Below are 23,319 nucleotides of genomic sequence, written 5' to 3'. Positions count from 1 at the left end.
GGCAGGGGATTCCCCCTGCTTTTTCACGTTCGATCCGCCTTTTTGTGGGGTTTGGCTCAACTTGCGCAGGAAACAACGCATATATGGACTCCCTCCTCATATAATGTACCAAACTATCTCGAGCACAGGAGGCGAGGGGCGTGCACGATTACATCAAGGAGAGGACCATCAAGATCGGCCGAAGTATTGTGGAATCCCGCAGTACCGTCCGCACCATAGCAAAGGAATTCGGTGTGTCCAAAAGTACGGTCCATAAGGATTTGACAGAACGGCTTCCGGAGATTAATCCCGAACTGGCCAATCAGGTGAAGACGATCCTGGACTACCACAAGTCCATCCGGCATCTGAGAGGCGGCGAAGCCACCAAGGTCAAATACAAGAAGACCCGGCATACCCGGACTCCGGAGCAGCTGGTATCGGCTAAATCGTAAGCTAATCGCCCCCTCCCCACCCGATAAAACTTTTCCTGTGATGAAAAAGGATATTCCGTTTTGATGTCGAAATATATCCCTAGCCTGTTTACATTTGAAGCACCGGTCTTTTTTGTGGGGACGGACGGTTGGTTTAGGAGGATACGTGTAACATGTTCAGCAAGGATATTGGAATTGACCTTGGGACGGCGAATGTCCTGATTCATGTGAAGGGGCGCGGCGTGGTTCTCGACGAGCCTTCGGTAGTGGCCATTGAAAGCGATACGAAGAATGTCCTGGCCGTGGGTGAAGACGCGAGGAAGATGGTAGGCCGTACACCCGGCAACATTGTGGCTATTCGCCCTCTCAAGGACGGCGTCATTGCCGACTTTGAGATTACGGAAAAGATGCTCAAGCATTTCATTGCGCGGATCGGCGGCAAGCAGTGGTACAGCCATCCGCGGATTTTGATTTGCGCGCCGACGAATATTACATCCGTGGAGCAGAAGGCCATCCGCGAGGCGGCCGAACGCAGCGGGGCCAAAGAAGTGTACATGGAAGAAGAACCGAAGGCCGCGGCGATTGGCGCCGGTATGGATATTTTCCAGCCTTACGGCAATATGGTCGTGGACATTGGCGGAGGAACTACGGATGTTGCCGTGCTTTCCATGGGCGACATCGTAACCTCCTCTTCTATTAAGATCGCAGGGGACAAGTTCGACAATTCGATTATGAAGTACATCAAGAATAAGTATAAGCTGTTGATCGGCGAACGCACCTCGGAGGATATCAAGGTGCGCATTGCCACGGTTTTCGGCGATGACCGCTATGAAGAGATGGATATCCGGGGCCGGGATATGGTGACCGGACTGCCGCTGACCATCACCATCAACTCCAACGAAATCCGCGAAGCCCTCTGGGAGCCGATTTCCGCCATTGTAACCTCAGCCAAGTCGGTGCTGGAGCGGACACCCCCGGAGCTGTCGGCGGATATCATCGACCGCGGGGTTATTCTCACCGGAGGCGGCGCGCTGCTTCACGGATTGGACATGCTCCTTGCCGAAGAGCTGAAGGTTCCCGTGCTGGTGGCCGAGGACCCGATGCACTGTGTGGTCAAGGGAACCGGCATTATGCTGGACAATTTGGACAAGGTTATTAAAAGAAGGATCTGATCTGCCGATATATGTCTGGTATGAGTCCGGAGAAGTCCCGTTATTTCCAGGATAGGAGGCATCTTCCGTCATGTTAAGAGGCATGTATACGGCAGTGGCCGGAATGATTACCCAGCAGCGCAAGCATGATACCATTACCAACAATATTTCCAATATCAATACGCCGGGCTTTAAGCAGGGCAGCGCGGTATCCCGCTCTTTCCCCGAGGTGCTGATCTCGGCTATGGACCCCGGAACCAGCCAGCCTGTGAAGCGGCTGGGCCTGATCAATACCGGCGTGCTGGCGGAGGAGGATCTGTCCATCTATCTGCAGGGCGATCTGCAGGAGACGGGCAATTCCCTGGATGTGGCTCTTGTGTCCAACATCCTCCGGGATGTGAACGGCAATAATCTGCCGCCCTTTGACAAGTCCGGCAAGTATGTCTCTCCCGAGGGGGAGAAGACCTTCCAGCCCCAGGCGTTTCTGACGGTGGAGAATGAAGCCGGCGAACGCCGCTATTCCCGCAACGGGAAGCTGACGGTGAACGAAAACGCGGAGCTGGTCACCCCGGAGGGATACCGGGTGCTGGGAGTGGACGGCCAGCCGATCACCCTGCAGGATGCCAACGGCCAGCCTATCGGCAACGTGAAAATCCTGGCCAGCGGCCAGCTGTTGGATGCGGTCAACGGGTTGCCCCTGACGGATGACGCGGGAGCCGCCAAGGCGCTCCTTATCTCCCGGGTGGAGAATCCCAACCGGATGGTCCGGGAGGGCAACGGCGTGTACCGGGTGAACGAGGAGGACGAGGACGGCGTGACCCAAGCGGTGATGGACGAGCAGGTGCAGCTCCATCAAGGCTATTTGGAACGGTCCAACGTGGACCCGACCCAATCCGTGGTGGATATGATGGCTGCGGCCCGGGCTTATGAAGCCAACCAGAAGCTGGTGCAGTTTTACGATAAAAGCCTGGAGAAGGCGGTTAATGAAGTGGGCCGTGTCTGATAGGGCCGGAGGTGAGGACCGAAGATGAATCACTCTATGATTAATGCCATGGTATCCATGAACAGCATGCAGCAGAAGCTGGACATTCTGGCCAATAATATGGCCAACCTGAATACGACGGGCTTCAAGCGCAAGGAAGCCACCTTCGAGGATGTCCTGAACAACATCAAGGAGCAGCCCCAAAGCTTCCGCAAGGAAGGCCGCCTGACTCCTCTCGGCTTCAATCAGGGCTGGGGCACCAAGCTCTCCCAGGTGTCTGTCAATTTCCAGCAAGGCACCTTCAAGGATACGGGAATCTCCACGGATCTGGCTATTGAGGGCGACGGGTTGTTTAAGGTTCGGGTGCCCGACGGCGACCCGGAGCAGCCTGCCCGCATTCTGTACACCCGGGACGGCGGGTTCCAGCTGACCAGGCTGGATGACGCCCAGGCGGCAGAGGCGGGAATCGCGGACACGGGCAACCTATATTTGGCCAATCAGGAGGGCCATCTTCTGTTGGATGAGAACGATAATCCGATTGCCATCCCCGCTGAGGATAAGATCAGAGTGGATGCCGATGGCACCGTATGGTCCTACAGCGGCTCCAACCCGGAGGAGGGCGCAGTGGAGCAGGGCAGAATCGGCCTGGTGCGGATTCTCCGCCCGCAGTTCCTGCAGCAGGTAGGGGATAATCTCTTTACGGTGCCGGAAGGCACCGCTGCCAATGCGGAGGAGCTGGCTGCCATTGTCCGCCCCATTGCCCAGGATACGGCACTGGACAAGCCCATCAGCGTGAAGCAGGGTTTCCTGGAGCAGTCCAATGTCAATCTGGCCGATGAGATGACGGAGCTGATGATGGTGCAGCGCGCCTTTCAGCTTGGCTCCCGGGCATTGACCTCGGCGGACACGATGATGGGGCTGGCCAATAATCTGCGCGGTTGAACCGGACAAGCAAACAAACAAGCAGGAGGAAGTGGCGCTCCAATGGCAATGAACAAAAAAGCATTGGCCCCGCAGTCCAAACCTGCCAAGAAGAAGGGAAGCTCCTTCGGGCGGGGATGGCGGCGGTACGGGTGGCCGGTCCTCCGGCATATGATTGTCCCTCTGGTTTGTGTGCTGGCGCTTTTTGCCGGCATGTCGGCCGGATATGTGGTATTGGGGGACAAGCCCTTCTCCGATGTTTTGGAATGGAATACGTGGAAGCATATGATTGATCTGATATTTGCAGATTCCTAAGCGTCTGACATAAACTCCCTTGCGGGAGTTTTATTTTTGCCTGCGGGACGGTATAATGTTAGGGATGTGGAACTTTGTGGAGGAGCGGATGAAAATGAATCTTCCCAATGCGCTTTCGGTCCTCCGTCTGGCTATGATACCGTTGTATGCCGCGGTTTTTTGGACAGGCCATGTGAAGCTGGCTTTTCTGGTGCTGCTGGCGGCCGGGCTGACTGATGTGCTGGACGGCTATATTGCCAGGTCCCGTGGGCTGGTGACGGGATTGGGTACCGTTTTGGACCCGCTGGCCGATAAACTCATGATGATTACGGTTATGCTGTCTTTGGTGCTGTCCAAGATGATTCCCTGGGCGGCGGCTGTGGTGTTCTTTGTCCGGGATGTGGGCATGATCGTCGGAGGGATGTATTTTCATTTCACCGGGAAGAAGCCTGTCCCTGCCAATGGGTTGGGCAAGCTGACCACGGTGCTGCTGTATGCCGCTGTGCTGGCCATCATATTTGACTGGCCCTATGCCGTATGGTATTTATGGGGAGTATTGGTATTTGCTTTTTTTACTACCATTATGTATATGCGCTCCATCCGCGGCTCGGGCCGCATGCCTCAAGTGAAAGGGAAAAGAGCACATTTCTAGACCCATGCCAAACCGGGCCTATAAATATGCTCTCTTATATGAACCCCTCACACCTGCAGAGAATGAAGGGACATTCCTAGTGTAAGTTGTTTGAACCGGATTTATGCACAATTTCGCAGTCATTTGATAACATGTTATTTCAGAATTACTTCAGAGTGGAGGAGTTGACTTTATGCTGGATATTAAAGAAATACAGAAGATTATCCCGCACCGCCAGCCGTTTCTTCTGGTGGACCGGATTCTGGAGCTGGATGAGGGCAAAAGCGCTATCGGCTTGAAAAACGTGTCCATGAACGAGCCGTTTTTTGCCGGACATTTTCCCGAGTTTCCGGTCATGCCGGGTGTTCTCATTGTGGAGGCGTTGGCCCAGGTAGGCGCTGTCGCCATTCTCAAATGCCCGCAATACCAGGGCAAGCTGGCTATGTTCGCCGGCATCGACGAATTCCGGTTCCGAGGCCAGGTATATCCGGGAGATACCCTGCGCCTTGAGGTGCAAATTACCCGGATGAAGGGGATTGTAGGCAAAGGACATGCCGTTGCCAGCGTGGACGGCAAGGTGGTCGCCGAAGGCGGAATCATGTTTGCCTTAACTGATCCGGGAACAGCAGACTGACCGTACATAAACAGAATTTCGAGGAGGAGATGGACATGGCATTGGATTCAAAGGTAGAACAGCAATACCGCGCCTGGCTGAATGACGCCGGCATTGACGCGGCGACAAAGGCGGAGCTTCAGTCCCTGGAAGGCAATGAGAAGGAGATTGAGGACCGTTTTTACCGTGACCTGGAGTTTGGAACCGGCGGCTTGCGCGGTGTTATCGGAGCCGGCATCAACCGGATGAACGCCTATACGGTGGGACGCGCAACCCAAGGGCTGGCTCAATTCCTGCTGAAGGAATTGCCGGAGCCCCGTTCTGTAGTAATTGCATACGATTCCCGCAACCAGTCCCCGGAGTTTGCCCTGGAGACTGCTCTGGTTCTGGCCGGCAACGGCATTACCGCCTATGTGTTCGAATCCCTGCGGACCACGCCGGAGCTGTCTTTTGCCGTCCGCCATCTCAAGGCATCCGCCGGAATCGTGATTACCGCCAGCCACAATCCGCCGGAATATAACGGATACAAGGTCTACGGACCGGACGGGGGCCAGTTGGTTCCCCATATGGCCGATCTGGTCATCGGTGAAATCCGCGATCTCTCCTTCAACCAGATCAAACGTCTGGACCGCGCCGCGGCTGAGTCCCAAAAGCTGCTGCAATGGATCGGCAAGGAAGTGGACGACGCTTACCTGCAGGTCGTTACCGCCGTAAGCCAGCGTCCCGAAGTGGTCAAGGACATGAGCGATAAGCTCCACATTGTCTACACTCCGCTTCACGGAACGGGCAATCTGCCGGTGCGCGCCGCTTTGGCCGCTGTTGGCTTCGAGCATGTCCATGTGGTGAAGGAGCAGGAGCTGCCGGATTCCCAATTCAGCACCGTCAAGTCCCCCAATCCCGAGGAGCGGGATGCCTTCAAGCTGGCGCTGGAGCTGGCCGCCAAGGTGGACGCGGATCTGATCATCGGCACCGACCCGGACTGCGACCGGATGGGCGCAGTGGTGAAGGATAGGAGCGGAGAATATTTCATTATGACCGGCAACCAATCCGGCGCCATTATGGTGGATTATCTGCTCAGCAGCCTGAAGGAAAAGGGGCGGCTGCCCGCTGACGGGGTTGTGGTGAAGACCATTGTAACCAGCGAAATGGGTGCGGTTATTGCCCGCTCCTATGGCGCCGAAGTGATGAATACATTGACTGGCTTTAAGTATATCGGCGAAAAAATGACCCAGTTTGACCAAGAGGGCGGCCACACCTTCCTGTTCGGGTATGAGGAAAGCTACGGCTACCTGGCCGGCAACTATGCCCGTGACAAGGACGCGGTGGTGGCTTCCATGCTGATTGCCGAAGCCTGCGCCTATTACAAGTCCAAGGGCCTGAGCTTGTACGATGTGCTCCTGAAGCTGTATGAGCAGCACGGTTATTTCCTGGAAAAGCTCGAATCCAGAACCATGAAGGGCAAGGACGGCGTAGCGCAGATTCAGGGGATTATGAACGACTGGCGCACCAACCCGCCTGCGGAGATTAACGGGCGGAAGGTTGTGCAGGTTCTCGATTATTCCCTGGGCCTGGACGGACTGCCCAAGGAGAACGTGCTGAAATATGTGCTGGACGACCAATCCTGGTTCTGTCTGCGTCCTTCGGGCACAGAGCCGAAGATCAAGGTGTATTTTGCCGTATGCGGCGAAAGCGTGGATAACTCCAAGAGCCTGCTGGAGGGCCTTGTTCAATCTGTTATGAAGCGTGTTGACTAGAAGCAACTGTCCTCCAAAAAGTAATGAGCTGCTTCGAAGCTAATTCCGGATGCTTTTGGAGCCCTGTATGAAAAGGACGGGAAGGAATGGCGGGTCTGCCATTCCTTCTCTTCCCATGGGGCTTCTTTGAAGAGAGCGGCGGATAAGAGAAAGGATTGGTGGATCGTTTGATTCAGTGGTACCGTCGGACAAATCGTATGTGGCAAAAAAGCTTGTGGTGGCTGGTAATCGCCTGCCTCCTCCTGTCCCTTCCGGTGGCGGCCGACCGCTACCGTACCGAAAGCACCTCGAAAAGGGTAGAGTTTGTTTTTGATTACCGGGATTTGCTGGAGATCTCCGACACCAAGCCGAATCCGGCCCAATTCGTGGAGGAGCAGCTCAAAAAAATGAAGCAAGCCGGCATTACCAGTCTGGCCGTGTATGAAAGCACGCTGAATGAGCTGCGGCTTTCCCGCCGCATTGAGCTGTACAACTCTCATGAAGCCATGGCGTTGACCCAGACCCCGGTTTCGGGCAATGAAAATTTCGCTTATGTGCTGCTGACGGATGCTTCCTCCCGCGCCACGGTGCAGGGAATGATTGAAGAGACCTTCAAGCGGCTGGGTGTAAACATACATACCTGGTCCTACAAAAATACGCCGGGCTTGGTGCTGGAGCTTCCGTTGGATGATGCCGCCATGAAGCCGCTGTCCCCGGACCCGCTTACCTTGCGGAGCTTGAAGGACAAGGGCTTTCAAATTGTGGCCCGGGTAGGCAATCGGAATGCGGCCTTCTCCGCTGAAGCGCTGGAATCCACCTTGGCCATGCTGAAGGAGTTTGGCGTAACCTCTATTCTTGTGGATGGGGATTCCGTTCCGGGTTATTCTCCGGATCTGAAGAAGACACAAACCCAACTGAAGGCTGTTGCCGGACTGTTGAACAAATATCAGATGGCTTTGGCGGCCATTGAGCTGCAGAAGTCTCCCCAAAAAGGCTTTACCACATTGGCCCGGCTGACGGACTACAATGTAATCCGGCTGCATTCGTTCACGGAAAATGATGCCGCCAAGCTGGCGGAGAACATTACCGCCGAAGAGCTGGAGGGCCGGATCAAGGGTGTGACGGACCGGCTGGTGCTGGCGGTGAAGGACCGGAATATCCGTCTGGTTTTCCTGAATGCCCGGGCCGGCAAGAATCTGGACCGGGGGCTGATGACCGACCCGCTGGATTCGCTCTATAAGAGCTTGGACGGCAAGGATGGCGCGGTAGAGAAGGTTAAGGATAAGGGCTTTACCATTGGCAAGGCCCACGCTTTTGTCCGGTATGAATCCTCCCTGCACAAGGTAGGCATCGTGGCTGCTTACGCGGGAGCCGTGCTGCTGATTGCGCTCACCTTATCCTATTTTGTACCCGGATTGACATTCGCTATCAGTTTGCTGGGCTTGCTTGGGGTGGGCGCTCTCCATGTGCTCTCCGCTCCTGCCGCACAGAAGCTTCTGGCCTTGGGGGCCACCAGCTGCGCTGCGGCTCTGGGAATTATCGCAGCCATCTCCTGGCTGCAGAAGCGGCGCAAGGAGCCGGCGGCCTCCGGCGCTTGGTGGAAATCGGTGGGGATGCTGTTTGTGATCACCGCTGTTTCCGGTTTGGGGATAATGGCTGTGGTGGGTGTGGATCATAACATGACCTACATGCTCCAGCTGGAGCAATTCACCGGCGTGAAGGTGCTGGCGTATCTGCCGGTGCTGATTGCCGCCGTTTATGTGCTCTTTTTCAGTGAGGGGCTCTCCTTCCCGGAAATGCTGGGCAAAGCCCAACGGATTCTCTCCTCCAAAATTAGTGTGCTGTGGGTCCTCTGTGCGGTGGTTATCGGTGCAGTCGGCATGTATTATCTCTCCAGAACGGGCAATGAAGGCAGCGCCTCTTCCCTGGAGATGGCTTTCCGCAACTTCCTGGAGAATACCCTGGGAGTACGGCCGCGGAATAAGGAGTTCCTGTTTGCCTATCCGGCTCTGGTATTCGGTATTTATTTGTGTCTGAAACGCCATATGGCGGGATTGTACCTGATGATCGTGAGCGCCATCGGTCCAGCCTCCTCTATCGGAAGCTTTACCCATCTGCATACGCCGCTTCACATTTCGTTTATTCGGGTGCTGCTGGGCGTGGGACTTGGGGCAATCTTCGGGTTGGTGCTGATCGTGGTGTGGGAACTGGTTGTGAGAGGATGGAACAAATGGGTAACCCCGTTAAACAAGTCGTAATCTCTGGCTACTACGGCTTCCGCAACAGCGGCGATGAAGCGGTGCTGCAGTCGATTCTGCTGGCTTTGGAGGCAGAGGGCAAAGCAGCCGGCGTCACTATTGAGCCGGTGGTGCTGTCCATTGACCCGGAGCTGACCTCCCGGATGTACGGTGTAAAGGCTGTCCACCGGATGAAGCCGAGGGAGGTGTGGCGGGCGCTGCGCGGCTGCGACGGATTGATCAGCGGCGGCGGCAGCCTGCTTCAGGATGCAACAGGCTGGAAGACGATTCCGTACTATCTGGCGGTGCTGAAGCTGGCCCAGTGGCTGAAGAAGCCTACATTTATATATGCCCAGGGGCTGGGTCCTGTGAACAGGAGCATCTTTTACAACCCGATTGTCTCCACCTTTGCCAAATGCGCGTATGTCTCGGTGCGGGACAAGGAGTCCGCCGATCTTCTGGCGAAGATGGGGTATACTAAGGATGTGGAGGTTGTACCCGATCCGGTCATGGGACTGCCTTTGCGGGAGCATGATCCGGCGCCTGGCAAGGGACAAGCTGGCGGCAGAGCAGACGATCCTGCTGAAGGGCCTGCCGTTATCGGTGTTTCCGTCCGGCATTGGAATAAGGATGGCTCTGATTTGAAGGGGATTGCCCGGAGTCTTGAGCTTGTGGCAGCGGAATATCCGCGGGGGATTGTCCTGCGGTTTCTGCCCTTTCATCCTCCCGGGGATGCCGAGGCTTCCGGGGAAGTGATCCGGTTGCTGAAGGCGGCGGGGGTTAGCGGAGAAATCAGTCTGATTTCGGATGTGGAGCATCCCCAGGCTATGCTGGGGGAGGTGGCTTCCTGCGATCTGCTGATCGGCATGAGGCTGCACTCCTTAATCTATGGCGCTTCCCAGGAGATTCCGGTGGTTGCCATTTCGTATGATCCGAAAATAGATCAATTTATGCGGCGTTTGGATGCTTCGGCTGCTTCATCGGCTGCTGAGCTGGATGCCCGGGCGGTTGCCGACGAGGTTCTCCGAATGCTCACGGCCAGCCCCGAATGGCGCTCCGCCCGAGCAAAGCGCATCCATAATCTGAAGAAAGAAGCACGCCGGCCGGCGCAACAAATTATCGCCCAGCTGCGTTTATAACAGCATATGCTTACGAAGTCGGCTTTCCTTACGGAAAGCTCGGTGTATGCTTACGATGCGAGTTTTGCTGACGCAAAACTTTTAGGAGGAAGATGGAAATGAATGTGCCCAAGGTGAATATTTTTGGGGTGCCCATCTCCAAGCTCGGCTTCCGCGATACCCTGGCGCAGCTGACCGCCGCAGTGGAAAGCCGGAAGCCCCATCAGGTGATTACGGCCAACCCGATTATGGTGATGACGGCTATGGAGGACCCCTCCTATATGCAGATGATGAAGGCTGCGGAGATTGTGGTCCCGGACGGAGCCGGGGTGGTTTGGGCCGCCGGGTATGTGGGTAATCCTGTTGCAGAGCGGGTTCCCGGCATTGAAATGATGCAGGAGCTGTTCAGCATAGCCGAGGAGCAGGGCTGGCGGGTGTATTTTGTAGGGGCTTCGCCGGAAGTCATTGCCGCGGCAGTGGACAATGTCCGCAAGAAGCATCCGCGGCTGATTCTGGCAGGCTACCGAGATGGCTATTTCGGGCCGGAGGCGGATGCCGAGGTCATTGCGGAAATCCGCCGGGTTTCGCCGGATCTGCTGTTCGTCGGCAGGTCCGCTGCCACGCAAGACCCGTGGATCGGCCAGCATAAAGAAGCGCTTGGCGTACCCATTATGATGGGGGTTGGGGGAAGCTTCGATATTCTGGCGGGCAAGCTGAAGCGGGCGCCCAAGCTGTTCCGCCAGCTGCGGCTGGAATGGCTGTACCGGCTGATTCAGGAGCCGTACCGGTACAAGCGGATGCTTGTGCTGCCGAAATTCGCCCTGAGAGTGATCCGCGAAAAAGAAAATGTGCAAAAAGCTTGAACATTCCTCCAAAACCAATGGATACGGAAGCTTTTGCCTAAAAATTAGATTGGTGTTTCTGCTTGGTTCATCGTATAATGAGTGGCGTTGGACTTATGGACTTTTAAGGGGATGAATGGTAAACCATGAACTGGTGGGTCTATTGTATAGGATTCTTCGCTGCTTGTGCGGTTGCTGTCCTGATTATGCCATATATTAAGAAGCTTGCATTCAAAATCGGCGCTGTGGCGATCCCGAATCACCGGACTGTACATACCAAGCCGATGCCCCAAATGGGCGGGCTCGCTATTTTTATTGCATTTGCTGTTACGTATCTGATTGTGGCGTTGTCCATCGGCGAATATGATCTGGATGTTATGATCGGTATGCTGGCGGGTGGCGGCATCATTGTTTTGGTAGGCGTTATTGATGACCGCAAGAATATCTCTCCCAAGCTGAAGCTGCTGGGCCAGATTGTGGCTGCCAGCATGATCCCGGCCAATGGCTTGTATGTGGATTATATCCAGCTGCCCTTCGGCGATGCCATTAATGTATACCCCTGGATTGGCATAGCAATCACAGTGCTGTGGATTGTGGGAGTGACCAATGCAGTCAACTTGATTGACGGTTTGGATGGTTTGGCCGCCGGCGTGTCGGCTATTGCCACCTTGACCATTATGGTGCTGGCCTTTATGACCGGCAATACACCTGTTGCCCTTTTGAGCGCTATTCTGCTGGGCAGCATTATCGGCTTCCTGTTCTTTAACTTCCATCCCGCCAGCATCTTCATGGGGGATACCGGAGCCCTGTTCCTGGGCTTCAGTTTGGCGACCCTGTCTATTCTCGGTTTTAAATCGGCTGTGGCCATATCCTTCCTGGTGCCGATTCTCGTTCTGGGCGTGCCGCTGTCGGATACATTCCTGGCTATTATCCGCCGCAAGCTGAATAATAAGCCGATTTCCGTAGCCGATAAGGGCCACCTTCATCATTGTCTGGTGGAAATGGGCTTCAGCACTCGCAAGGCAGTGCTGATCATCTACGGCGTTGCCGCCATCTTCGGCTCCTGCGCCATGCTGCTCTCCCAAACCAAACAATGGGGCACCATTACCCTGGTGGTCATTGTCCTCCTGATCATGGAGATCGGCGCGGAAGCAGTAGGCATCATCAGCAAAAGCAGAAAGCCCGTGCTGCAGCTCCTCCAGCGCTGGCTCTCCGACAGCCCCTCGCGTTCGAGGGCGTCGAAGTAGGAGAAGGAATGGCAATTAAAGGGCTCTGTCTTCCTTGAGGAAGCAGAGTCCTTTTTGGCTGTTAAATTCGACATTAATTCTAAAAAAACGGAATTTGCAAACCGATAAAAAGAGTACGAACTTATTTTGGTTGGAAGGAGCCTAAAGATACGTAATGCTTATAAAGGAGGAGAAGACATTGAACCAACTGTGCAAAAAATGGATAAGTCTGCTGGTTGCTGTTGTGTTACTGGCGGCTTTTATTCCGGCTGTGCCGGTTCAGGCGGCGGGCGCAAGCTTGTCCATTTCCAGTTTGTATACCGGTACGGATTATGATGACCCGACAAACCTCAAACCTGATGACGACACTAAAGTAGGACGGGTCACCAGCAACCCAATTCAAGTCAAAGCCAACTATTTCAATATTACCGATTCCGATCTGACTAATGTTTACTATGAAGTGACCAATGCGACCAGCGGAGTGGTAACTGCTGAAAAGAGCGATAAGGCCGTTCAAACGGGAAGTAATGAAATTACCTTCCAATCGGTGGATCTTACTGAAGGTCTTAACAAGGTCGTTCTGAAATACGGCAGCGGATCGACTACCGTAGATTCAGAAATCGGCTGGGTGTACTATACACCCACAACAACCATCACCAACCTGAAAATTGGTGAGGAGCAGGTAAAAGACAATGGTTTTTATCCATCCACCTATAATTCCAGCAATACAGCAGTAATTATATCTGGTAAAGCCACCAACGCCAGCATCGTGGGTGCTTACAACATGGGTATGGACAGCTACGAAAAAAATTCATACCCTGACAATGATGGCCTCTTTTATCTTATCGGGGATGAATCGGTGGACCAAAAATATGCCGATTCTCCTGGTGTTCTTGCTCTCCGCGGCGGAGACAATTATATCCGGTTTGAAGCAAGAAATTCCTCCAATACATACAAACTGGAGAAAAATATTATCTATAACAACGGCAAGCCGTTTCCATTTCAAACGATGCTTTATCCGTTAGGTGGATCGTCGGGAACAGATTATTTGATGGCCAGACAGCTTACAGCTACTACTGATCAATTGACCCTTAGCACTAAGCTTAAGGTCAATAAAAACTCTAATGGATTAGAGTATAATAATATAAGCCTAACGTTGAATAATTTACTGCTCCTAAAGTATGATCTACAAACATTGACGCTTGATTCTTCCTCCACAAGCAGCAACATTAGTTCACCTGTCTTGACTTTGGATTCCAACTTAAACTCTGAATACAACATTTACGACCTAAGTTTCAACATTGAGGGTATTACCAATGCGGAAAGCAAAAATTCCCTGGCCTTTGTTTTCGGAAGTGTTACAGTACCCAGCAGCTCAAGCTTCAATTTTGCATACGAGAATTCCAACAATCCGCTGGTAGTTTCCGTTGCCCGCAGCAATGGTACCATTTTGTCTGAGGATGTAACCAATGATATCAGCACCTTGCCTGAGGAGCTAATCGTTACAACCAGCAATGCTAGTGGAGTTCATTTTTACATTGACGATGTGTTGCAGTCGACTAAAACCGTCTCTTCGGATAAGGCTGAGTTTACCATAAGCAACCTGAGTGAAGGCACGCACACCTTTAATTTTCAACCTTATGACAGTTCTGGGCCATATTCAGCTGGAAGAAAAGTATACACGATTCAAGTTACCAGCACCCCGTACATTATTCCCCAAAATGTATATAGCGGTAGAATTCTAGATGGTGATGCAGCTATTAGTGCTTTCCAAAGTCAGGGATTACTGGGGACTGTTCAAAATTATGACGAATCGGGCAACGGAAATTCACTGAAAGCTTATGTCAATGGGGTTAAAATTGCGGATTCATTAAGTGGTTCCTTTACATTGACCTCAGGCAGTTTTACGCTTCCTATCCCTGCGACTGAAAAGCTAATTGAAGGGAAGAATTCCATAAAGTTTGAGATTTATTACAATGGGAGTTTAATTCGTACACAAATATATGAAATTTATGCATTTACCAAAAAAACTCCTTATTTTGAAAACCTTTTGCCTGTCGGGGCAGGCAGCACTTTTGTTCTGGCTCAAACCAGTGATAAATATGCCACAAAGGCAAGTAAAGTGGCTTTTTCGGGAACGGTGTATAATGCCACCAGCCTAAAGGTCACCAAATATTACAAGGATGCTAACGGGATGGACCAAGCAACAGTCCTAAGTGCCGCTGAAGTTGGTTTTAGTTCCGGTTCGGGTACTATTGCGAGCTCAGAGATCGTTTTGCCTACTTACAACTCGGATGTTCGTTTTGAATTTGTGGCCAGCAATGATTTTAATCTTACCGCCACTACCTCCATTACTATAGTACGGGAACCGACGCCTTACAATATCAAGAAGCCTGCCTTGTTTACAAACCCCAAGGGTGTTTCTCAGGCCAATATCAATAGCAACTTTGTAGAAGTTATTATCGAAGCGGACAATGCGGACAGTGTGCTTGTAGGTAAAGAGACAGCCACATTACTGGATCCAAACGAAAACGGCGGGCTTTATTTGTACAAGTACACTGTCAAGGATTTGAAGGCGGGCTCCAATACCATTAAATTTTCGGTTGTCCGTTCGACAGAGACAGTTTCAGGCAGCTTTATTGTGTATAATGCTAATACCAATCAGCCTGGAGCAGCGAGTCTTGTCACCATGTCCACCAAAATGAGTGCCTTTAATTCCAGTGTTTCTTTAACATTCCCCAAAGGAACGGTACTTAAACGGACAGAGCCTGATGTTAATAACAGCAGTGAGAGCTATCTTACAGCAACCCGTAGAGTGCTATTCGGCATCGCAAACAGTAGCACCGGCAAGGTTGACTTGACAGCCTCAACAGGATTTGAATCTTTGGCCAAATCCAGATTGGCCAATACATCCGCTGTTAATCGGTTTAGCGCAGCCAGCCAATTGTTCTGGATAGACGGAGGCGTAATTCCCAATTCACCTGTCACTTCTGATCAGGACGATATTGATGCGCACCGCCAGAACGCTTTGACCGGTAATGGTTTGGACCCTTACGATAGCAGTACCACATTGTTTACCCAGAGCCGGGTGTACGGTCAGCAGGTGATACCTACAAATTTGGGAGAGCTCACCCTTAAATTTGATCCCAATGTGAAATATGAGGCCTGGCGGTATATTACCGTATTCCGGTTTACAGTAGAAAAATCCCCTACAGGGACCCAAAGTATTGGATGGACCAATATTGGCGGCGTGGTGGATATGAGTAAAAACACGATTACTGTTCCCTTTGAAAAGTTTGGTTATTACCAGGTAATGTATATGGACCGAAGCTATGATGATGTAACCACTCACAGCTACGCTCGCGATGGACTGGATATTTTGTTCTCCAAAGGAGTTATGAACGGAAAGTCCGACTACACGTTCTCCACTACGGAGTCTATTACCCGCGCTGAATTTGCCGAGGCTCTGGTCAAGGTGTTTGAAATTCCGCTTAATTATGACGAATATCCTACGTTTGATGATGTACCCATTAGTTATAAAACAACTCTGGCCGAGTATAAGTACATTGAAACGGCGGCAAGAGCTGGTATCATCAGAGGCACTTCCATGAACCGCTTTGATCCGAACAAGTCCATTCTTCGGGAAGACGCTTCAATTATGATTGCCCGCGCCGCGGAACTGAAGCTTGAGTCAGATCTGAGCAAGGCGGCTGCAGCACTTGTAAAGGCTTTTACAGACGGTGCAAACGTGTCGACTTACGCTGGGCCATCTGTTCTGGCAATCACCAAAGCGGGCCTTATTGAGGGCATTCCTAATGTGCTTACTGAAGGACAAACCAAAGAAACGGTTCGGTTTGAGCCCGGACAAAACTTAAGCCGAGCAGATGCCGGATTAATTCTCATTCGGGTTATGAAGAACCAGAAGAAGCTTCCTAAATAATGCTCAGGAGCATGCAGCGGCGCCAAGTCTTAGGACTTGGCGCATTGCTGTCTTATAGATAAAATGGTGCTTTGTTATTTTACTTCTGCTGGAATGGAATCTGGAAAATTGTTCGTAATGACGCCGATGTATATTCACGATATACTTGGTTTCGTAGCCGGATGATATAACGGTTGATATACGAAATGATACATCCGGTTCGGTTGAATAATTTAAAAGTTTTTTGTTTCGCCCCGCAACTTTTTTAAAACCCCAGCGTTTAATACTGTGAAAATGATGATAATCAGTTGTTAAGGGTTGAATTCCTGAGCTTTGGTTAATTTTCACAAATGACTTTACGATAACCGCCTGCCATTGTATAATGTTAAAGTGGCATTTGAAGTCTAATCTTTTCCTCATAGTTTACTAGTTTCTGTGGCACAATCTGCTGCAGACTTTACATTTGTTAAATGCGCTCAACTCTGGGAAGGGGGTGAAACAACGCATGAGGGAATCGAGCTTTCTTTTTAGCAAACAAAACTCTCAACAACCGAAATATCAAGGAGGAGAAAAAAAGGTTATGAAAAAAAGTTTGTCTCTGATCCTTGCGATTGCTATGGTGTTCTCGATGTTCGCATCCGTAGCCTTCGCAGCTGAAGCAACAACCACTGATACTCCTAAGACAACCGAAGAGAAGTACGACGCCCTGAAGGCTCTGGGCATCTTCGAAGGCGACGAAACTGGCGCCAACCTGGAAGGCGACATGACTCGCGCTCAACTGGCTAAAATCGTAGCTAAGCTTCTGAAAGTAGAAGAAAACAAGGCTGCCAATACTTACACTGATGTACCGGCTGACCACTGGGCTGCTGGTTTCATCGGTGCCGCTACTGAAGCTAAGGCTTTTGACGGCGTAGCTGAAGGCAAATTCGATCCGGAAGGCAAAGTATCCTACCAACAACTGGCTACTGTTCTGGTTCGTCTGACTGGTCTGGCTCAATCCACCGACGAAGTAACTGGTAAGGTTGATGACTGGGCTAAGGGTTATGTTGCAGTTGCCGTTAAGGAACTGGGCCTGACTCAAGCTGACTACACTGTGAACGCAACTCGCGGCGTATTCGTAGAACTGACTTTCGCAGCTCTGCCGAAGGTTGTAATCCCTGGCAAGGTTTCCGTAACCGAAGCTAAGGCTACTGGCGTGAAGACTGTAGAAGTGAAGTTCAACAAAGCTGTTGACACTGCTGCTGCTAAGCTGGCTCTGACTAAGGGCTCCATCGCTGTAGCTACAACTGCTAAGTTCTCTGACGACAAGACCTCCGCTGTACTGACTCTGACTGACGTGAAAGTATCTGAAGGTACTTACACTGTAACTTTGAGCGGTTTGGCTGCTGACACTATCGGCACTGCAACCGGAACTTTCACTGCTGAGAACGAAAAGCTGACTAAGCTTGATTTCGTAACTACCAGCGACACTCTAGCTGAAGCAACTACAGTTATTGTCAAGCTGAAGGCTGCTAACCAGTATGGTGAGAATGCTTCCTTCTCCGCTGGTGCATACACTGTTGTAGCTAAAGTAGCTGGATATGACATCAACAAGAAGCTGACCAGAAATGATGCTGGCGACTTGCTGTTGTATCTTGACACTAAGTCCAACACAAGCACTATCCAAACTGGTATTGGTGTAATTCCTGTCATTGTTTATCACAATGATACTCGCATTACCGCTTCCAAAAACTTCACTAAGGGTACTGCCGCATTTATTTCTAAGACAGAACTGGGTGCTGTTAAGTACTCCAACGGTGGCGACTCCATTAAGCAATCTGGAGAAACTGCAACTTTCGACGTACTGAACTATGATCAATATGGTAACATCATGCCTTACCTTGCATCCCGCGACACTACTTCGGACCAAGGCGGAACTGCTCAAGTATATGTTTCTCCTTATGAATCCAATATTGTTGCCGTAGCTTCCGATAGCAACAACGACGAAGTTGCTGATGTTAAGGTGAACCTGAGCGGTAACGTTGACAGGTCTGGTGAGTATACAGTTACTGTTTACAACGAAGCAGGAACTGCATCCACAAAGATTAAGGTTAACTCTGCTAAGCTTGCTACTAAGATTGAAATTGGCGATCTGACTAGCGACATTGCTGCTGGCGATGACGAAGCATTCATCTCGTTGGTTGGTTATGACGCTGATGGCAACCAATTGAGCGTTGAGGATCTGACATCTGACGAAAACACTAAGAGCAGAATCACCCTGAGTGCTTCCAATGTTGATAGTGTTGAAATCGTGAAGTCCGGCGAAAACAAGGGTAAAATCAGGCTGGCTGGCATTTCCAATACTCCTCAAACCATCATTTCCTTGACTGGCTACATTGTTTCTCCTAACACTACTGGTGGTATGGTGAACAAAACTTATACTGTTAAGGATGCTCGTTACCCTGACTCCATCAAACTTGCAACTGAACCTGCTAAGAAGATCGTTGCTGAAGCAGAAAGTGCATTCAAGTATGTTGTATATGACCAATATGGTAAGGAACTGAAGACCTTCGCTAACATCAATGCTGCATCCAAGGTTAACGTTGGTGACGCAACTGGTACTGGTATTACTAAGTACCAAGTAACTGTAACAACAACTACCTATGGTGGCGTTAAGGTTTGGAGCTCTACTGATACTCCGGTTTCTACAAAAGGCGCGTTCCCTGCAACTGTTAGCTATTCCGGTTCTGATGTTGGCAGCTACTTTACTAGCAAGGAACATAAATTCTACACTGGTACTTCTGTTGCAGCTGGCGGTTATGCAACTGTATCTGCAGTAATTGAGAAGATTACAGATGTAGGTACTGCTAGCGCAGCTACTACTGAAATTTCCAGCAAGATCACCAGAAAGATTGAAGCATTTGATTCTACTAAGGATCTGACGTACTCTGTAAATGCAGTAAGTGATCTGTATGCGGCTGTTTCTAACGTAACAGACAGCACTTATGTTAGCAGCAAGGCTATTCACAGTTTCACCTATGACAATGGCTTAACCCTTTCCTACACAGATCAAATTAATCCTACAGTGAGTGCTCTTGCTCGTGAAGTAACCGTTGCTGCTAAGGATAGCGCAGGCAACACTGTAGCTGTTCCGAAGAAGATCAAGTCTTTGACTGCTTCTGACCCTGCAGTTGCAATTACAGGTCTGGCTACTGGTACCAGCACTTACACTGGCACTGGCGACACTAACAGCCAAGAGAAGGCATATGTAATCGGTAATGCAGCAGGTTCTGCTACCCTGAATGTATCCTTCGTAACTGCTGATGGAAACATTTCCTACAAGACAGCAACTGTAAATGTTAAGAATGATGCATTGACTTCTACCGCAATCGTAAATGATACTCGGACAACTGCATCTAAAACGACATACGGTCAAGTTGGCCAAAATGTGTTTGTAGTGTTTGGCTTTAAGGTAACTGACAACTATGGCAAGACTTACGCTGGCTCTACTCTTCAAAAGTATAACTACCTGTTTGGTGTTGTATTCTCTGTCAAGGTAACTGAAACAACCACAGGCGGTACTGATACTAAGGTAGTAGTAGACCAATACGGTAATCTGACATATGTTGGTGCCGATGTGGTAGCCTTCGAAGTAACTGCAACAACTGCTTCTGGTAAGTCTGTAACAGGATTTATCAAGGACTAATGTAATTAGCTTTTAATTACTAAGGAGACCTTCGGGTCTCCTTTTTGTTTGCTTAGAGTGCAACTATTTGATTCCTTCTAGCGTCCAATAGGGTATAATGGAAAACGTATATCAGGAGGAGCAGAATGAGAAAGTTGAAAAGAGTGAGACGGTTTGGTTCATTCGTTATTGCCTGTGCGGTGGCAGTTGGCCCAATGGCGATTGCATATGTTCAGCCACATTCGGTAGCCGCGGCAGAGAGTTCCGCGCAGTCTATACAAAGCGATATTCCAGTAATTGATTCTGTTAACCTGAATGGCAGTCAATCTGTATCTTTAAGTGATATTAGTGTATATCCAGATGGGAAAAATAATCGGGTTACATTCACTTTAACATTTACCAATAATAGCTATACGGATTTGGACTTTATTAATTATTGGGTAAGATTGCAATCCAACTCTGGATTAAGTTACAGTGTGAATTTGCTCGCTGAGGATAAGGATAAGAATAGAATTACTGCTCAATCCTCAGAGAGCTTTAGCTTTTATGCCAATGTAGGTAAGGATGTTTCCCTGCAGGATTTACGGTTCAAATTAATCCAATGGGATTTTAGTGTTGCCGGATATGAGCGCACATTGGGAACCCTTCAAATTCCCGCTGACTTTACATTAGAAACTAAAGTTGGGCAGTCTCGAACTGTTTGGATTAATCAGATTAAAACCTCTTCGAAAGCAGAAAGCATGAGAGTTACAAAGCGTGATAAGGCTAACCAGGTTAGTTTAAAGTTTTTTCTGAAGAATACAGATATTCAGCCACTGGCACTGCCTGATTTGCAGTTTAAGCTAAAAACGTCCAATGGATTACTGTACCCATTGAAAATTTCTGTTTTAACTAAAGATGCGGTGATTCAGCCCTTGGAAGAAAAGGAAGGCGCATTAACCGGCAGTGTTCCTTCAGAGGTATCACTTGATGGAGCACAGTTGGTTATTACAAAAACAGAAGCAATCAATAATAGCTCCGTAACTACCGCAATCGCATACTATGAGTTACTGGAAAAGAAATCTGACCCTCAAGAACAACCTGCGTCAGAGCAATTATTTATGACTGAAGACGGTACATATGGTGCATTGGTGAATCATTTCCACCGAGTTCCTTGGGAAGATAAAGATATTGTCATATTAGATGTAACTGTTACAAATCGTGGACAGGATTCACTTCCTGTTCCGCAATTGGGAAGTTATTTAATGCTTGATGATTCCATTAAGGTTGAGTCACAAAATGTCAGAATGGATAAAGCCATTGCTTTAAAGCCAGGGCAAAGCACGAATATTCAAGTTACTGGAAAAGTCCCCTACACATATGAATTTGAGCAAATGAAGCTGGTCCTGCAGGAATTGAATAAAGAGGGTGACAAGAACTCGGCTTCTGATCTAACAGAAATGATTGTAAGAGCGGATCAATATGATAGTCCAACCATTGCAGTAGGCGATGCGTTCATTACGGATAGTAATCTGATGGACAAGGTGTCTTATACGGTTAATAATGTAAAACGATATTCCAGTGAGGCAGAAAGTATTTATGTTGCTCAAGTGGAAGTCAAGAATCTGGAGAAACGTCAGTTAGAGCTTAGCAGTCTGGTGGGTTACTTTAAAATGCCTGATGGGGTTACTGTTTCTGCCATCAATATTGCCGGTAAAAACAAGGTGGCTCCAAATGGGAAGGCATATGTTTATTTTTATACGGTTGTACCCGAAGCGTACGATCTTGAAGGAAGCAGTTTAATTATGGGCCGTGCTGTTTCGGAGGGAAAGCTTCTGGAAGGTGAAACTCAAGCCGATTCTTATGTAAATGCGGTAACCTTTGGTCTTCCTGTGGAGAATAAGACCGTACAGGATAATCTTAAAAATGTTTCAATTGGACATTATTCACTAACCCTTCAGAAGTTAAAGACAACAGTGGATTATCAAGAAAATCGTGTGAACTTAGGTTTCGACTATCAACTTAAGAAAGAACTCTTGCTCGCAACTGATCCCGCTACCCATAAGTTGGAGATTGAGATGGTGGATCCCGATGGAAGGGTCAGCATGACACAAATATATGATTTGGAAAAGGGCGGTTCACCTCTACTTCTTGGCAGTCAGTCGACAAAAATCAGTGAGGTAGAAGAAAATTTAGTTTATGATTTGTCGAAATTAAAGAAATACACCATCAATATCTATGATCTTATGCAAGTGGAGGGCGGCGAGTACAACTTTAAGCGTTTGATTGCCTCCAAGAAGCTTGACTGGTTTATTACTTCTGACTAATAAGTATATAACAGCCTGAAAGGGGTCGTACGAATTGCGCAAGCAAAAATGGATCATTGTTTTTATGGCCCTTTGCATTGGCGTATGGGTGGGCAGTGTCACATTGGAGTCCAAGGCGGACGGTGCCGCGGGGCAAACGGGTACGGTGAATGATCCGTTGATCACCAAAAGTTATCTGGACCAGCAGTTGGCTGATTTGGTTGCCAAGGAATTAGCCAAACAAGGCGGTGGTGCTCCTGCGGCGACAGCGACACCTGCTCCCTCCACTGGCGGGACGGATACTGAGATGAAGGTGGTACAACTTCAGGACGGTCAGACGCTGTTTGCCAAAGCCGGCGCGGAAGTTATTGTCCGTACCGGTAAAACGGTAGCTGTTAGCACCGACGGGGATGGGATTCCCGATGTAACCTCCGGCAAGGATTTAGCTGCGGGAACGGCCATTGAGCTGAATCATCTGCTTATTTTCCCGCGTGATGGACGGGGGCTCAAACCCGCAGCCAAAAGTGATGCGGCCATTTATGTGATGGTCCGCGGCGGCTATTCCATTCAGAGTGCGGATGGAACAATCCTGCAGTAAATGAGTGAAAATCCTCAATTTGACACCATGTCAGATTGGGGGTTTTTATTCAGATTGGGGATTTTCATTATGTTGCAGGCACCCTCCGGGATATGGTCCTTTCGCAATAGCTGTGAGCTTTTACCCATGCTGGAATGATCTTATTCGGTTGTTGTATCCCTATGCGGCCATACTATGGGTAGACCCATTACAAAGGAGATGACTCGCATGGCGAAAAGCAGCAATCAGAAGGTGGTTCCACAGTGCAAAGCCGCATTGGATATGATGAAATATGAGATCGCCGCGGAGTTGGGCTTGCCTGTTGGCAAACAGGCGCTTCAGTCTTTTGGCGCCGACACGGAATTCGCAACGGAATTAGGCGCTGTTCCCGCCGGCTCCATTAAGGAAGATTATTGGGGCCATATTGCATCCCGGGATACGGGGTATGTGGGCGGAAACATCACCAAACGGCTGATTCAAAAAGCGGAGGAAACACTTTTTTCTTTGGATTAGGGCCTTTGCGCCAAGGCTAATGGTTAATCTGCCCATTTTTATAGAGGTCTATACGCAAATTAAGCCATAAACTTCTTGTCGAATTGACAGTCTTTATTGAATCCAGTATATTAAAAAAATGAAGGTCTCCCACAGCCCACCACCTTTAGGGAGCGGTATAGACCATACTTTGCGCCCGCAGGCCACACTCCATATGGAGTGTG

17 protein-coding genes are annotated in these 23,319 nt (G+C 50.0%); all 17 read left to right on the top strand.

The annotated features are described in order from the left end of the window. Positions 1–140 precede the first annotated feature (140 nt). The 17 genes from spoIIID to DQG13_RS08710 all read left to right on the top strand — a co-directional run bounded on the left by spoIIID (position 141) and on the right by DQG13_RS08710 (position 23,116). Positions 141–431 (top strand): sporulation transcriptional regulator SpoIIID, encoded by a 291-nt coding sequence (gene spoIIID / locus DQG13_RS08790; protein WP_113019368.1) that lies wholly within the window; start codon positions 141–143, stop codon positions 429–431. 152 nt (positions 432–583) lie between these two features. After that, positions 584–1,582: a rod shape-determining protein gene (mreB, locus tag DQG13_RS08785; protein WP_113019367.1), complete on the top strand. Its 999-nt coding sequence runs from the start codon at positions 584–586 to the stop codon at positions 1,580–1,582. A 70-nt stretch (positions 1,583–1,652) separates the two neighbouring features. After that, positions 1,653–2,564, top strand: a complete 912-nt coding sequence (locus DQG13_RS08780; RefSeq protein ID WP_113019366.1) for a flagellar hook-basal body protein — start codon at positions 1,653–1,655, stop codon at positions 2,562–2,564. Between the two features lie 24 nt (positions 2,565–2,588). Then, positions 2,589–3,485 (top strand): flagellar hook-basal body protein, encoded by an 897-nt coding sequence (locus DQG13_RS08775; protein WP_113019365.1) that lies wholly within the window; start codon positions 2,589–2,591, stop codon positions 3,483–3,485. 42 nt (positions 3,486–3,527) lie between these two features. After that, complete coding sequence (locus tag DQG13_RS31445; RefSeq protein ID WP_258525556.1) at positions 3,528–3,779, top strand: DNA-directed RNA polymerase subunit beta; 252 nt, start codon at positions 3,528–3,530, stop codon at positions 3,777–3,779. A gap of 88 nt (positions 3,780–3,867) precedes the next feature. After that, the gene (locus DQG13_RS08765) at positions 3,868–4,410 is read left to right on the top strand and encodes a CDP-alcohol phosphatidyltransferase family protein (RefSeq protein WP_309472224.1); all 543 of its coding nucleotides are present in this window, start codon (positions 3,868–3,870) and stop codon (positions 4,408–4,410) included. Positions 4,411–4,582: 172 nt separating this feature from the next. After that, positions 4,583–5,023 (top strand): 3-hydroxyacyl-ACP dehydratase FabZ, encoded by a 441-nt coding sequence (gene fabZ / locus DQG13_RS08760; protein ID WP_113019364.1) that lies wholly within the window; start codon positions 4,583–4,585, stop codon positions 5,021–5,023. A 35-nt stretch (positions 5,024–5,058) separates the two neighbouring features. Beyond that, a complete protein-coding gene (locus tag DQG13_RS08755; RefSeq protein ID WP_113019363.1) occupies positions 5,059–6,756 on the top strand; it encodes a phospho-sugar mutase in 1,698 nt (565 codons plus the stop codon). 158 nt (positions 6,757–6,914) lie between these two features. Then, on the top strand, positions 6,915–8,993 hold the full coding sequence (locus DQG13_RS08750) for a DUF5693 family protein (RefSeq protein ID WP_146767121.1): 2,079 nt from the start codon (positions 6,915–6,917) through the stop codon (positions 8,991–8,993). Continuing rightward, positions 8,966–10,111: a polysaccharide pyruvyl transferase CsaB gene (gene csaB, locus DQG13_RS08745; protein WP_113019361.1), complete on the top strand. Its 1,146-nt coding sequence runs from the start codon at positions 8,966–8,968 to the stop codon at positions 10,109–10,111. Before DQG13_RS08750 ends, csaB begins: the two co-directional genes overlap by 28 nt. A 98-nt stretch (positions 10,112–10,209) precedes the next feature. Then, positions 10,210–10,953 carry a WecB/TagA/CpsF family glycosyltransferase gene (locus tag DQG13_RS08740; RefSeq protein ID WP_113019360.1) on the top strand — a complete coding sequence of 248 codons (744 nt, stop codon included), beginning with the start codon at positions 10,210–10,212 and terminating at the stop codon, positions 10,951–10,953. 125 nt (positions 10,954–11,078) lie between these two features. Further along, positions 11,079–12,179 (top strand): MraY family glycosyltransferase, encoded by a 1,101-nt coding sequence (locus DQG13_RS08735; RefSeq protein ID WP_113019359.1) that lies wholly within the window; start codon positions 11,079–11,081, stop codon positions 12,177–12,179. A 178-nt stretch (positions 12,180–12,357) separates the two neighbouring features. Further along, the gene (locus tag DQG13_RS08730; RefSeq protein WP_181592652.1) at positions 12,358–16,098 is read left to right on the top strand and encodes an S-layer homology domain-containing protein; all 3,741 of its coding nucleotides are present in this window, start codon (positions 12,358–12,360) and stop codon (positions 16,096–16,098) included. 484 nt (positions 16,099–16,582) lie between these two features. Then, the gene (locus DQG13_RS08725) at positions 16,583–19,762 is read left to right on the top strand and encodes an S-layer homology domain-containing protein (protein WP_113019357.1); all 3,180 of its coding nucleotides are present in this window, start codon (positions 16,583–16,585) and stop codon (positions 19,760–19,762) included. A 125-nt stretch (positions 19,763–19,887) separates the two neighbouring features. After that, a complete protein-coding gene (locus DQG13_RS08720) occupies positions 19,888–22,047 on the top strand; it encodes a hypothetical protein (RefSeq protein ID WP_113019356.1) in 2,160 nt (719 codons plus the stop codon). 34 nt (positions 22,048–22,081) lie between these two features. After that, entirely contained in the window at positions 22,082–22,624 is a 543-nt protein-coding gene (locus DQG13_RS08715; protein ID WP_258525554.1) for a hypothetical protein, read from the top strand. 207 nt (positions 22,625–22,831) lie between these two features. Then, a complete protein-coding gene (locus tag DQG13_RS08710) occupies positions 22,832–23,116 on the top strand; it encodes an alpha/beta-type small acid-soluble spore protein (protein ID WP_113019355.1) in 285 nt (94 codons plus the stop codon). Positions 23,117–23,319 lie beyond the last annotated feature (203 nt).

The sequence above is a fragment of the Paenibacillus sp. YN15 genome, from assembly GCF_003285005.1.
Lineage (GTDB): Bacteria > Bacillota > Bacilli > Paenibacillales > NBRC-103111 > Paenibacillus_AR.
Note: the sequence above shows the minus strand (reverse complement) of the source record. Positions and strands in the feature narration are given on the sequence as shown.